This window comes from Eubacteriales bacterium (assembly GCA_041390245.1).
Lineage (GTDB): Bacteria > Bacillota > Clostridia > Christensenellales > JAWKQI01 > JAWKQI01.
The window spans coordinates 178,964-191,578 of the sequence record JAWKQI010000002.1; the positions used below are offsets into that span (position 1 = coordinate 178,964).

A 12,615-nucleotide genomic window follows, 5' to 3' on the forward strand; every position below is an offset into this window, starting at 1 on the left:
CTTTCTTAAAAACTTAATAAATTTATGTTAAACCCTAAGGTTTAAGTACACTGATAACTTTTTTTAGCATCCAATCAAAATATTTATTCTCATCTTTTTCATGGTCGTTTTTAGCGAAAAACTCCCTCATATAATACCCCGTGATATTGGTTACAAAAAATTTTACCGCCATTTTAGGGTCCGCATCTAGTTTACCTTTTTCTTTCATGGCAGAAAAATATTCAATCAAGTTATTTTTAAGGCAATATTCATTATGCTTTATATCCATCTCCGGAACAGAACCTCTTATCATATCGCGCATTATCATCCTGAGTAACGGCGAATTTTGCTTATACGTTTCCATCATATGATATGCTATGGCTGTTAAGTCGCGGTCTAAATCATAAGTTACGTTATTCTTAAGATAATCCCTTACCCTGTACTGGCGCATAGAACCCCTTATAGCCTGGTCAAAAAGGTTGCGCTTGCTTTCAAAATGCCGAAATAAAGTTATCTCGCTAACCTTTGCAAGATCGGCTATCTCTTTAGTTGTAGCCGCAGCAAAACCTTTTTTCTCAAAAAGTTCTATTGCCGCTGAAACTATCCTTTCACGTGTTTCGTTCATTCCTTACTCCTAACACATTAATGTAAGTACTTACTTACATTACATCAGTATATCATTATTGTCAATACAAAATTAAATATTTTTATCAAGCTCAGCAAACGGTTGCTTATATGATTTAACTAAAATATGTAGTATACTAAAATTCAAGTGTTTATTTAAGTTTTTAAGGGTAATTTTAAGGAGGCTCAATGTGAAAGAAATATTGGAGATGTGTATGGTATTACTATTCGGTGTGGCATGGCCGGCATCTATAGCAAAAAGCCTTAGAGCAAAAACCGCTAAAGGAAAAAGTATAATGTTTTTATTTGTCGTCTTTGTCGGGTATCTCTGTGGCGTAGCTTCCAAGCTTGTATCAGGAAGCGTTAACTATGTAATATTCTTTTATATACTTAATTCAATTATGGTATTAACAGATATAATTTTATATTTCAGAAACAGTATGATAGATAAGCGAAATGAAAATAAAAACGCAAACGTTTAAATGATATGAAAAAAGCGCCATTTTATAGATGGCTCTTTTTTATTACAAACGTTTATCTTTTAATTTAAAATATATACCCTCTTTTATTGTATAGTAACAAAAGACAAATATACAGAGTAAAATACTACTGGACTGGTACAGACAATATATTTTAAAATTTGCCTGTCTAAATATAAAAAAGAGAGAAAATTTTTATGTCTAATTGTTGTTTTAGATCACAAACTAACTCATGTTCAAATAAAGAAGCTGTACTAAACGTAGCTACTGGAGGTGTTGGTCCGCTTTCTATCATAAATACACTATCTGCAGACCCACTAAACGCAGTAAGTGTAACAATTAATGCAGCACGGCTTTCCAACCCTTCAATATTACTAAATTTCACAAGTATCATTTCTCTCCCGCTCGGTATTTCAGTTACTTTAAACTTTGAAATTTACCGTGCCAGAGAAAATGGCGCGCCTGCTCATATAGGTTCCACTTACACTTTTTCAACTCTTGCAACAGCGTTAGAATCCGAGTCTTTCGCATTTCAGTTTTTCGACAGTGATTTAGATCCTGCCACCTACACCTATTCAGTAGTGTTGTCTACTAACTCGTGTATTGATATAACTCCTGGGCTCACAATCGTTAATGCAACATTAAGCGCCCTGGCTGTTTCTAAGAGCGACTAACTAAGCATATATCTTACATTCAGAAGGTTTTATAACCTGTCTGAAAATTATCATATATTCACCTCTTTTTAATTAAAGAGGTGAAATTTTTGCAAATTAAAAGCTTCTTGGTTTAAAGAAGCTTTTAAAATATATTTTTAATCATCCTCTGTGCTTTTTATATATTCAATAAACTGGCGTGCCGCCCTTGGAGAACGGCCTCCTCGGTTAAGCGCATATTTTTCTGCCTCGAAATCTAATTTTGCGTCATTCATCTTTATGCCATACTGCATTTTTAACCCATGTACTATCTTTAAGTAAAGCTCTTTATTCGGCTTAAAGAAACTAACCAAAAGGCCGAACCTGTCTGAAAGAGAACATAGCTCCTGTATGGTCTCGTTTACATGGATATCATCCCCGCTTCTATCAGAAAACGACTCTTTTACAAGATGCCTTCTGTTACTCGTTGCATATATCAAGATGTTCGGTGTTTTCGAAAAAACTGAGCCTTCTAAGGCTGCCTTTAATGCATTAAAATCATCGCTGTCCCTTTCAAAAGAAAGGTCATCTATAAATAAAATAAACTTAAGCGGGTTCTGGGTTAACTCCTCTATTATACCCGGGATTTCACCAAATTGCTCCTTCGTGATCTCAATCAGCCTTAAGCCTTTATCCTTAAACTCATTTGCGACGGCCTTAACGGTAGACGATTTCCCCGTCCCCGCATCGCCGTAAAGCAGCACGTTTGCAGCTGGTTTTCCTTTAAGCAAAGAAATTGTGTTATCTACGATGGCTTTTCGCTCTTCCTCATAACCTTCCAAATTGGAAATTGTTATTTGATCCGGCCACCTGACAGGAGAAATATTGCCGTCCTTTACAGTAAACATATGATATTTTGAATAAATGCCATATCCAAACGTAGTTATATTTTTTATCCTTTGCCTGTATAAAGATAAAAAATTTAAGTTTTCATTTTCCCATTCGGGCAAGTAGCCGTTATAATCTATGTTATTTTTTACTTCTATAGAGGTAAGGCGTGATATTTTTTCCAATATATTTATTTCGTCTTCTAAATTCTTTTCAAGTTTTGCATCGACATCATTTTTTATATATTTTAACACGTATAAATTTTCATCTTCAAAAACAAGGTTTAAAATATAATCCGTTAAGTTAACCGTTTCTAAAAACAGCTCACTTGCAAAAGAAGAATAGCTGCTAACACGCTCTAGTAAACTTTTATCTGAAATACTAAGCATTTTAGAAAGTTTTTTTATAACTTTGTCATTTAATAATTTTTTAAAAATAACCAGCGAATTTAATTTTAAATTCATCTCTTCTAAATTGTTCAACTTATAAATCATTCCTTTCAAAAATGTCTTTTGCATTTTATGTCTTAATACTGATATTATAAATCCTAATGCATTAATCGTCCATAATTTTGATAAAAGGCTTAGTAAAAAACTGCACGCTGCTTTTTTAAGTGTTCCTCCCCTTTTTTCGTTTTTATTCAACAAACTTTATCAATTCGCACTTTTGATTAATATACTATAAATAAATGTCAGAATTACTCGACAAAATTTATTAAAAGCTGAGAAAGATGTGGTGAAACAACTATGCCTATGTCAACAAGAGAAATGTTTGCACGTATGATAAAATGCGAAGCAGGCGGAGAGGGAGAAAATGGCATGAAAGCTGTAGCGACGACAATAATGGACAGAGTACATGTGGCCTACGGCGAATACTTGCGTACAGGTCAAGGTGATTTAAGGCTTATATTGGAACAGCCCGGGCAGTTTACATGTTATATGACAACTATAAACGGTGAACCTAATCCGCAAAACATATGGAATATGGTTCCAGAGCAAATACATTATGATATCGCAGATTGGGCTCTTGCTGGCAACGTACATCCAGGGGCCATAGAAACGCTTTGGTATATGAACCCTTTTGATCCAAATTGCCCTTCGTATTTCCCATATAATAGAACAGGGGTACAGTTTAATAGAATATTTAAACATTGTTTCTATCAGCCTACATCGCTATATGCATTGACATAAATATTAAGAAAGGGGGTTAAAAATTATGATATATTCATGCTATAACGGCTCAAACAACTCAAATATGAAGTATCAATGTAATTGTGACTGTATGCAATCACAAATGCAAAATCAAATGAAAAACCAGATGCAAAACCAGATGCAAAACTCAAGTGGTCAGGCTCAAAGTTACCAAATGCCAAGCTCTCAAATGACTAATAATCAAATGTCTGGCGCTCAAATGCAGAACGGAACTCAAATAAGCCAGATGCCAAACAGCAACCAATCTACGTCAATGACAACTATACCTAAAAGGCGTTCAAAACTTGCTGCCAGTAATTCTAATAATATGGCCAGCTCATATGCACTCGCGCCTCAGGCCGGTAATGCGCCTACAACGGTAGAAAGCCCATATTATACTGCCGGATTGCTTACAAATTTCATAGGTCAAAATATGCGGGTAGAATTTTTGATTGGAACATCTGGAGCACTGGTAGACAGGATAGGAACTCTTGTCGAAGTTGGTGCAAGTTACATTATTTTGCAGCCGATAGATTCAGACGATCTTTTAATATGCGATCTATATTCAATTAAATTTGTAAATGTGTATAGATAAATATACAAAAATAAGCCTCAAAATAATTTTGAGGCTTATTTAATATACCTTTACCCTAAAAGTATTGCGGTAAGTAATATAATTGTGCCAGAAGCAAAACTGCTTAATAGATTTACGATATCGTTATTTACAAATTTAAATCCGCGTTTTAATTTTGTCCTAACGCCTTCTACAAAAGGCCTTTCGGTCAGTTTATTTGAACCCGGATGCTGAAACTTAGCCTGAATTGTATCCCCTAGAATACTGTCCAAAACAGAACCGATTATGCCTCCTAAAAAGACTATTAGTAATACAAAGCCTTTGTTTATATAAAACCCGTTTGACGTATTATAGAAAAAGCTGATAAAAGTTATTATTGAAGCCCCTACTACAGAGCCCAAAACTCCAAGCTTTGTCACACCACCTGAAATACCCCTTTGTACAAATTTTCCTGTTAATATAGACCTCGGATCTTTGGTGCTCAACATACCGATCTCAGAAGCCCATGTATCAGAAGCTGCTGCTGAGATGCAAGCCATATAAGCAAAGGCAAAAGGTTCAAACTCCGTAAGTTTATAAACAAGTGCACAAAGCATGGCGATACCGCCGTTCATTATTACTTGAATCAGGTTTCTAGTGCCTGGCCTTTGATGCACTAACTGTGCAACCTTTATTTTTTTGCTTTTCCCAATGGCTCCGGCAACAACGGAAGATATATAAAATGCAGCTAACATTCCAAAGAAAACGTACCCTCCCGAATAAAATATTACTGTGCCTATTACCAAGGCTCCTAAACCTGCAGGTAATGTAAGTGCCTTTTTAGCCCACGCCGGAAGTATAATCAAAAAAGATAGTGAAATCCCCATTATTATATCTGCATTTAAAGAGTCTGTATTCATCCATGTAATCAAAAGTGCCAGCCCCAAAGGCAAGGTTAGGTTGTCAAATCCAAGCGGAGTTATAAGTTCTATTAAAGCTGCGGCCATCGCCAATATAAACGCATCTCTAATTACATTTTCAGGCCTAAATATCAGCAATACTAAGGCAGATATTGTAAAAGCCGCTACAAATAATATCAAAGAGCCCTCCAGCGTCTTTTTCATATTTTTAAACGGATAACGTATCTTCCCAAATTTCTTGCCCACAATTGCTGCGAACCCGTCTCCGTATCCCATTGAAAGAACTGCTATTAAGCCTATCCATTTGGCATCTGGAACTGAAAATGTCCATAACGCTAAAACGAGCAAAGAAACCGCATACCAGACAGTGCCTAAGTCTTCTATCCCTTTTCCCCTCTCCATAGACTTAATTATATTAAACCTGTAAGAAAGATAATTGGCAGCTACAAATAAAGCCGGTACGGCTGCCGCCCACCATGGGCCGTCAAAAAACAATATGGCAATTATCCACCAGTTTGAAACTGCTATATGTATAAACTTCCTGCCGCCTTCATTGCTTAGTTTTCCTCTTTTTTGCAATAAAGTTGCAATAGCTATTATTAATATGATAAACGCCAAGGAAACCAGTATCCCAAAAATATTCTGCATCCGTGTTAACCCACCTTTAATAAAATATTTAATTTATCAAATAAATTTAGTGAAAATCGTTTTGTAAGGCACATGTACCCTCCCTGACGTATCTTATCAATTATCGCTTTATAAAGTTTAAGCGAATTTAAGACAGCCTTTTGGCTGTCAGCGTCATAGTAACTAATACTTTTAATTGCTTTTTGATAAAGTTTTTCGGCCATATCGGCATAGTGTTCCCATAACTCAATAAATTCTTTTTTAACTTCTCTCCTATTTAGCATTTCCTCACTAACGCCATACATATTCATAGTTTTTTTACTTAAATAAATCCTTCCGAGAGTCAGGTCCTCTCCCACATCCCGCAGGATATTTGTTAGCTGCATAGCCTGCCCAAGGTGCTCGGCCGCGCCTTCAAGTTCTTCTTTGTTATTAACGGCAACCACAGGCAAAAGCATCCTTCCGACGGTTCCGGCTACTAAACTGCAATAATCAAGCAAGGCCTCATCATCTTCCGGCTGTTTGAAATCTAAATCCCGTTTTTGGCCTTTTATCATATCATCATACGGCTCGCGCGCGGCTTTAAACCTATCAAATACATACCTAAGCGCTCTCCACTGAGGTTTATCCGGTATATTTCCTAAACGAAACGCTTTCCATTCATCTGTAATCTTTTCAAAATCCGCACCATTATTTTTAATGTCTACAGAATCATCTAAATTACGGCAAAAAGTGTATATCACCCATACAGCTCTTTTCTTTTCAGACGGTAAGCAGTTAAAAGCAATGTAAAAAGACTTTGAATGTCTTTTTGTTATCTTTTTGCAATATAAAAAATCCTTTTTTAATTGGTTCATCTTCTATCATCCTCAAGCAATCATAGCAGTTTAAGCGATCTTTTATCTTTTACATAACCGAAAATGGATTTTTAAGTGTTATTAAATATTTTTAAGTAAAGTGCATTAAATAAGATTACCAGGCTATAAGAATTAAAGATTTATGAAATGGTTTTTCTTTTAAAACGTTCCTTCGCTGTTTAAGTATTTTAATTAAATTGTCGACTATATAAAACAAATACTTTTATATTATAACTAAAAAACCCCTAAAATAGCAAATCTAGTATTAGCTATTCCTTGAAGCCTTATAATTTTAGGCTTTATTTCTTACATTATTTTTTACTTTGTCGATGTACAAGATTACTATGTGGGAGTATAATATTTGATAGGCTCCTGCCTATAATTTTTATATAAGGGATATTTATGAACACAGAAAAACAAAAGAATAAAAGCAGTTTAAGGCTGTTCGTATCATACTACCGCCCCCACTTAAAGCTCTTCATACTTGATTTATGTTGTGCGCTTTTAATTTCTATTATAGACTTGGCTTTTCCGCTTATAACACGGTACTCGATGAACAATCTGCTACCTAATGACCTATACAGCGCATTCTTTTTGATAATAGGATCATTGGTATTAGTATATATTTTAAGATCTATATTTTCTTATATAGTAGCATACTGGGGCCATACTCTTGGCGTACGTATGGAAGCAGATATGCGAAGAGATTTGTTTACCCATATGCAAAAACTCTCCTTTAGGTTTTATGATAAAAACCGTACTGGGCAATTAATGTCCCGTGTAACTAACGATTTGTTTGATATAACGGAACTTGCACATCATGGCCCTGAAGATTTGTTTATTTCACTTGTAACGATAATCGGGGCATTTGTGATAATGCTTACGATAAACGTAACGCTGGCGCTCGTGATTATTGTTTTAGTCCCCATCGGCATCTTATTTACGTTGATGCAGCGCAGGCGGATGATGTCTGCATCCAGAAAAGTAAAAGAAAGGACTGCCGGAATAAACGCAGGGCTTGAATCCAGCATTTCCGGTGCACGTGTTGCCAAGGCGTTTACAAACGAAGCTTATGAAGTAGACAAATTTATGGAAAGCAACGAAAAATTCAAGCTTTCCAAAGGCGAATTTTACTCTGCAATGGGCATATTCACAAGTGGGGTAGATTTTTTTACCAACCTTTTCAATATAGCTGTTATTGCATGCGGCGGCTACTTGATAATGCAAAAAAGTTTCGATTATGTAGGGCTCATAACCTTTACACTTTACGTCTCCGCATTTTTGCAGCCAATACGAAAACTTGCACAGTTTATGGAGCAGTTTTCAAGCGGCATGGCTGGTTTTGGCCGCTTTAAGGAGCTTTTAAATGAAGCCCCGGAAATATTAGATTCACCAAATGCAAAGGAACTTAAAGACGTTAAAGGAAATATAGAATTTAAAGACGTAAGTTTTTCCTATAACGACAAAACCAATGTTTTAAGCAACTTGAACTTAAAGATAGCCGCTGGTAAAACACTTGCGCTTGTCGGCCCTTCCGGCGGCGGAAAAACCACCCTTTGCCACTTGATCCCGCGTTTTTATGAGATAAACAGCGGGCATATAACAATAGACGGATATGATATAAAAGACGTTACGCTCTTTAGCCTTCGTTCAAATATAGGTATCGTATCTCAGGAGGTCTTCCTCTTTGCCGGAACTATACGCGAAAACATACGCTATGGTAATATAGATGCAACCAACGCTGAGATTATTGAAGCTGCTAAGCGCGCAGAAATACACGATATGATAATGGAAATGGAAAACGGATATGATACTTACGTCGGCGAACGCGGTATCAGGCTTTCCGGAGGGCAGAAACAGCGTGTAAGCATTGCCCGTATCTTCCTTAAAAATCCTCCGATACTGATACTGGATGAGGCGACTTCTGCCCTTGATAGCGTGACCGAAACAAAAATCCAGCAATCCTTCGATGAACTTTCAAAGGGGCGTACCACTCTCGTCATCGCACATCGCCTTTCAACTGTTAAAAATGCCGATGAAATAATAGTCATAGATGAAGATGGAATAGTTGAACGCGGTACACATGAAGAGCTGTTAAATAAAGGCGGCATGTATTCTAAACTTTACAAAAGCCAGTTTAAATAATAAAATAAAACGGCCGCTATGCCGTTTTATTATTGCCGCTACTATATTAATTTTGAGTGCTTAAATTTTCTTTTTATATGGCTTCATGCCTTCTTTTATAAGTTTTTCTTCCCAAACCATTTGAAGCAGCGCCAGTTCTTCGCTGTAATCTGTTTTTGACTCGTCTTTATCATATTTAAGTTCTTCAAGTATATCTATCACAAAATTCTCTTCGCCAAAGTCGTTCCACTCCTTCTGAAGCTCAAGATTTACATGTATTCCTCCGTTAAGCCTTACTATCGTACCGTTAACAACACCCCTTAAGTCTTTTGTAGCCATAATATAGTATTTTTTATTCGCTCTTGAGCGTATCATAAATACTCCCATTTTCGGTTTCATCTGTTTATACTGAAGCTTCAATTCCTTTTTCCGATCCATCATACTCTATCCTCTTTTTCATCATCGTTAACCCAATATTTTTCTCCGTTTGGAGTTCTTTTAAGAAAGTTATAATCTACAAGCAGCCTTCTTAAAATAAAATAATCTTTAAAGGTATGCCACTTATCAATAATCTGATTTACTTCTTTTTCACTATACATTTTTCCCACAGTAAATTTACCTGCAAGATATTCAAGCAGCGGAATTTTAGTCCTGTTTGGCGACGGTATCTTTATTATCTTTCCCTCATCGTCTAAAAATGGCGATATGCTTACACTCTTTTTCCTAGACACTTTTAATAACCCATTTCCTCTAAAATCCCGCTTAATGCAAATAAACGTTCACCGATCAATTCATCGTCGTTGCTTAATGCCTGGTTAAATAACTGTATGTCCTCGTCTATCATTTCATTATCTGTGCAAACGGATACTGTCATAGCATCTCCCTGCAAACCTACCCTGTCTATTATAGGCTTTTTAATATCGTATAGTTTTTTATGCTTATATGCTTCTTCCATAAAATATAGCTTGGCCCTGCAAATCAATATCGCCAGATCCAATACCCGGTGAAGCGGTAATTCCTCAGACTGCCTGGACCATTTTTCTCCCGTATGCCTCCAGACCTTGGCGGAAATATCTACTTTCCCCCTGTCATTCCACTGGGCCAGCCCTAAAGAGAGCCCTTTAGAATCTGTATTATAAGCATATCTGCCGTCTACATTTTCATAATTCTCTGATACTATAACAGGTTTATGCTTTAAAGTTGTCGGTATTTTCATCGCATTTCGCCCTCCTTTTTACTAAATTACTAATTTACTAAATTCAATTATAATATTGCATTATCCTAAAGTCAATATGAATTAAAAACAGACAAGTCCTAATCGTCATAAAAAATAGTTTTTTTCATTAAGTCTTTTCCTGAAACAGAATTTGAAAAGATATTTTTGGCATTGTCTATAAACATATCCGGATCTTTTATAGACGGGCTGAAATGAGTGAGCCATAGCTCTTTTACCCTGCTTTCTTTTGCCAGAGTCGCCGCCTCTATAAAAGTCATATGTTTATTTTGTATGGCATTTGATAGTTTTTCGTTATCGCCGTATATACCTTCGCAGATGAATAAATCGGAGTTTTCAGCTAAATCAATAAGCCCTTTCGTCGGCCTTGTATCCGTACAGTATGTAACTTTTATTCCGCGCCTTTCCTCCCCCAATACCATACCCGGATTATATAATTTGCCATTATTTTTTACTGTTTCGCCGTTTTGCAGCCTGCGCCAAAATGCTATCGGAATATTTAAGCCACGTGCTTTATCAACGTCGAATTTACCCGGGTGCTTAATATTAAAACTATATGATAAACATGGTATTTTATGGTCTACTAAAATACTATCTATAAATATATTCCCTATACGGTATGTCGATTTAGCATTTATTTCAACTAACTTAACTTCAAAAGGTAGCTCCGGTGCAATTACCCTTAAGCCCTTGACTATATTTTTTAATCCCGGCGGGCCAAATAATTTAAGCGGCGCTTCTCTGCCGCTGTTAGCTAATGCCAGCAATAACCCTGGTAAGCCTGCAATGTGGTCTGCATGATAGTGTGTAAAGCAAATAGCATCTATAGCCTTAAAGCCCCAGCCGGCAAGTTTTATCGAGACCTGTGTCCCCTCTCCGCAATCTACCAGTATCATCCTTCCTAAATACCGGTATAGAAGCGCCGTCAACCTTCTATCGGGCAGCGGCATCATACCTCCGCATCCAAGTAAACAGATATCAACCATAAAACCCACCTTATAAACCGCATTTTAACTATCTTTATTATAAACCCTTAGCCGCCTAGTGTCACATCCTGGCTTTGATACCAATTAAGGGCTTCATAGAGATGTTCCTTTTTAAAATCCGGCCACATTTCATCTACTACATAAAAATCCGCATATATAGACTGTATAGGCAAAAAGCCGCTTAAACGCCGTCTGCCTCCCCACCTTATAATAAGGTCTATCCTTGCAATATCCGAAGATGCTATTTTTCCAGAAAAGCTTTTAGGTTCTTTAAATTGTCCGCTTGTATCGGCATAATTTAAGTCCCAGTCCCATCCGTAATTGACAAGAAAATTTACATTAATGAGGCCTTTACCTATAGATACCCTGTGTGTATACGGAAGCAATTCCTGCGGGAACATAGGAGAACTCGTATTGCCGACTATCAAAAGATTAGCATCGTATTCTGAAATCTTAGCAACCGAATCTACACATGCCTTCTTAAATGCCCTGGTTTGGGCGCTAGGACGTTTAGTATTATCCTGTGTAAAACCATAAAATGTAATTTCCTTTATGCCAAGATCGATGCACTCCTTATAAAGCTCAAGCCCAGGGTCTATACCATGGTCATACCCATCCTCTTTATTTAGGCCGTTTTTCTTAGCCCATCTCCTGTTACCGTCTGGGATAATTCCTATATGCTGTGGCAAACGCTGGTATCCTTCCATAAGTCTATACCTACCTATTATAATTTTTATTGCTGCTTAAAAATTATAATGTAACATTTGCCTCTTATTTATTCTAAAGACTTTAAAATATTAAAAAATTTTGCAACAAAAAAGGCGGCTTAACTAAACCGCCTTTAATTAAAATTTTATGGCCAATAGACCTGGCTCACAGCAACTACTTCCCCGTCTTCTACTTCAACATAGTAAAAAAACGAATCTAATACTAAAGACGAGTTAAGTTCATAAAGGTTATATAGATCTTCTAAATCCGCATCAATTCCGTCAGCTCCTTCGACCATCGTCCCATCCGAATGGTACATAAGTTTTAATGGGATTTCTCTTAAGTCAATAGTCCTAAGCTGTGGGTTGGTATTTTTCTCGATAAACTCTGAATCGGCAAAATCCTCTACCTCTGCCTCTGCGTCTGCAAGAGTATAGCCTTCATTATCTACAAGCCACTCTACTGCATCATCTCCTTTGAGCATTTCAAAATAGTCAAAATCTGCCCATCCGCGTGCCGGGTCAAAAGAGACCATGTGTGCATAACTTGAATACATACTGGCAGAGTTAGAAGGCCCTGGGCTCATGCCTATAGGGGTTTGTGTAGAATCTTTAAGTTGTGTATCCGATGGTGAAACAGATGGAGTAACAGTATTTTGTCCCTCAACTTGTTGGGTAACTCCACAAGCAGCTATAATAAAAAGCATAAATAGACAAATCAATATACAAATTGCCTTTTTCATAACCGTCCTCCTGATATTTATTTTTTATATATGTTTAATTTAATTATACATATTTTTACATATGATTCAATC

General features: G+C 36.6%; 15 protein-coding genes. 5 read left to right on the forward strand and 10 right to left on the reverse strand.

Annotated elements, in window-relative coordinates:
- Positions 1-34: 34 nt before the first annotated feature.
- Positions 35-604 carry a TetR/AcrR family transcriptional regulator gene (locus tag R2876_03965; protein MEZ4357769.1) on the reverse strand — a complete coding sequence of 190 codons (570 nt, stop codon included), beginning with the start codon at positions 602-604 and terminating at the stop codon, positions 35-37.
- Between the two features lie 190 nt (positions 605-794).
- Between R2876_03965 and R2876_03970 the strand changes: the two genes are divergently transcribed.
- Together R2876_03970 and R2876_03975 are read left to right on the forward strand one after the other, a co-directional pair.
- Positions 795-1,085 (forward strand): hypothetical protein, encoded by a 291-nt coding sequence (locus tag R2876_03970; GenBank protein ID MEZ4357770.1) that lies wholly within the window; start codon positions 795-797, stop codon positions 1,083-1,085.
- 194 nt (positions 1,086-1,279) lie between these two features.
- Entirely contained in the window at positions 1,280-1,756 is a 477-nt protein-coding gene (locus tag R2876_03975) for a DUF4489 domain-containing protein (protein ID MEZ4357771.1), read from the forward strand.
- A gap of 137 nt (positions 1,757-1,893) precedes the next feature.
- Here the strand turns inward: R2876_03975 and R2876_03980 are convergent, their stop codons facing one another.
- Positions 1,894-3,096 (reverse strand): ATP-binding protein, encoded by a 1,203-nt coding sequence (locus tag R2876_03980; GenBank protein ID MEZ4357772.1) that lies wholly within the window; start codon positions 3,094-3,096, stop codon positions 1,894-1,896.
- Between the two features lie 252 nt (positions 3,097-3,348).
- Between R2876_03980 and R2876_03985 the strand changes: the two genes are divergently transcribed.
- Both R2876_03985 and R2876_03990 read left to right on the forward strand, forming a co-directional pair.
- Positions 3,349-3,792 (forward strand): cell wall hydrolase, encoded by a 444-nt coding sequence (locus R2876_03985; GenBank protein MEZ4357773.1) that lies wholly within the window; start codon positions 3,349-3,351, stop codon positions 3,790-3,792.
- Between the two features lie 25 nt (positions 3,793-3,817).
- Positions 3,818-4,387, forward strand: coding sequence for a hypothetical protein (locus R2876_03990; protein ID MEZ4357774.1), 570 nt, complete (start codon positions 3,818-3,820; stop codon positions 4,385-4,387).
- Between the two features lie 50 nt (positions 4,388-4,437).
- Here R2876_03990 and R2876_03995 read toward each other — a convergent pair whose 3' ends face one another.
- Together R2876_03995 and R2876_04000 are read right to left on the reverse strand one after the other, a co-directional pair.
- Complete coding sequence (locus tag R2876_03995) at positions 4,438-5,913, reverse strand: DUF92 domain-containing protein (GenBank protein ID MEZ4357775.1); 1,476 nt, start codon at positions 5,911-5,913, stop codon at positions 4,438-4,440.
- Between the two features lie 5 nt (positions 5,914-5,918).
- Positions 5,919-6,749: a phytoene/squalene synthase family protein gene (locus tag R2876_04000; GenBank protein MEZ4357776.1), complete on the reverse strand. Its 831-nt coding sequence runs from the start codon at positions 6,747-6,749 to the stop codon at positions 5,919-5,921.
- Positions 6,750-7,151: 402 nt separating this feature from the next.
- On the opposite strand from R2876_04000, the gene R2876_04005 reads away from it, so the two are divergent.
- Positions 7,152-8,894 carry an ABC transporter ATP-binding protein gene (locus R2876_04005; GenBank protein ID MEZ4357777.1) on the forward strand — a complete coding sequence of 581 codons (1,743 nt, stop codon included), beginning with the start codon at positions 7,152-7,154 and terminating at the stop codon, positions 8,892-8,894.
- Between the two features lie 60 nt (positions 8,895-8,954).
- On the opposite strand, the gene R2876_04010 is transcribed toward R2876_04005, so the two are convergent.
- From R2876_04010 to R2876_04035, 6 genes are all read right to left on the reverse strand, one after another.
- Complete coding sequence (locus R2876_04010; protein MEZ4357778.1) at positions 8,955-9,314, reverse strand: GIY-YIG nuclease family protein; 360 nt, start codon at positions 9,312-9,314, stop codon at positions 8,955-8,957.
- Positions 9,311-9,604, reverse strand: coding sequence for a DUF2087 domain-containing protein (locus R2876_04015; GenBank protein ID MEZ4357779.1), 294 nt, complete (start codon positions 9,602-9,604; stop codon positions 9,311-9,313). Before R2876_04015 ends, R2876_04010 begins: the two co-directional genes overlap by 4 nt.
- Positions 9,605-9,606: 2 nt before the next feature.
- Complete coding sequence (locus R2876_04020) at positions 9,607-10,089, reverse strand: DUF6530 family protein (protein ID MEZ4357780.1); 483 nt, start codon at positions 10,087-10,089, stop codon at positions 9,607-9,609.
- A gap of 98 nt (positions 10,090-10,187) precedes the next feature.
- Positions 10,188-11,093: a ribonuclease Z gene (locus R2876_04025; GenBank protein ID MEZ4357781.1), complete on the reverse strand. Its 906-nt coding sequence runs from the start codon at positions 11,091-11,093 to the stop codon at positions 10,188-10,190.
- A 47-nt stretch (positions 11,094-11,140) separates the two neighbouring features.
- On the reverse strand, positions 11,141-11,800 hold the full coding sequence (locus tag R2876_04030) for an undecaprenyl diphosphate synthase family protein (protein MEZ4357782.1): 660 nt from the start codon (positions 11,798-11,800) through the stop codon (positions 11,141-11,143).
- 146 nt (positions 11,801-11,946) lie between these two features.
- Positions 11,947-12,543, reverse strand: coding sequence for a hypothetical protein (locus tag R2876_04035; GenBank protein MEZ4357783.1), 597 nt, complete (start codon positions 12,541-12,543; stop codon positions 11,947-11,949).
- Between the last annotated feature and the right edge of the window lie 72 nt (positions 12,544-12,615).

What these genes read in the sequence shown, in the direction of transcription:
- R2876_03990 (MEZ4357774.1), top strand. Translation starts at nt 3,818, where the DNA reads ATGATATATTCATGCTATAACGGCTCAAACAACTCAAATATGAAGTAT.
- R2876_04020 (MEZ4357780.1), bottom strand. Translation starts at nt 10,089, where the DNA reads ATGAAAATACCGACAACTTTAAAGCATAAACCTGTTATAGTATCAGAG.
- R2876_04035 (MEZ4357783.1), bottom strand. Translation starts at nt 12,543, where the DNA reads ATGAAAAAGGCAATTTGTATATTGATTTGTCTATTTATGCTTTTTATT.
- R2876_03980 (MEZ4357772.1), bottom strand. Translation starts at nt 3,096, where the DNA reads ATGATTTATAAGTTGAACAATTTAGAAGAGATGAATTTAAAATTAAAT.
- R2876_04010 (MEZ4357778.1), bottom strand. Translation starts at nt 9,314, where the DNA reads ATGATGGATCGGAAAAAGGAATTGAAGCTTCAGTATAAACAGATGAAA.
- R2876_03965 (MEZ4357769.1), bottom strand. Translation starts at nt 604, where the DNA reads ATGAACGAAACACGTGAAAGGATAGTTTCAGCGGCAATAGAACTTTTT.
- R2876_04005 (MEZ4357777.1), top strand. Translation starts at nt 7,152, where the DNA reads ATGAACACAGAAAAACAAAAGAATAAAAGCAGTTTAAGGCTGTTCGTA.
- R2876_04030 (MEZ4357782.1), bottom strand. Translation starts at nt 11,800, where the DNA reads ATGGAAGGATACCAGCGTTTGCCACAGCATATAGGAATTATCCCAGAC.
- R2876_03975 (MEZ4357771.1), top strand. Translation starts at nt 1,280, where the DNA reads ATGTCTAATTGTTGTTTTAGATCACAAACTAACTCATGTTCAAATAAA.
- R2876_03995 (MEZ4357775.1), bottom strand. Translation starts at nt 5,913, where the DNA reads ATGCAGAATATTTTTGGGATACTGGTTTCCTTGGCGTTTATCATATTA.
- R2876_03985 (MEZ4357773.1), top strand. Translation starts at nt 3,349, where the DNA reads ATGCCTATGTCAACAAGAGAAATGTTTGCACGTATGATAAAATGCGAA.
- R2876_04025 (MEZ4357781.1), bottom strand. Translation starts at nt 11,093, where the DNA reads ATGGTTGATATCTGTTTACTTGGATGCGGAGGTATGATGCCGCTGCCC.
- R2876_04000 (MEZ4357776.1), bottom strand. Translation starts at nt 6,749, where the DNA reads ATGAACCAATTAAAAAAGGATTTTTTATATTGCAAAAAGATAACAAAA.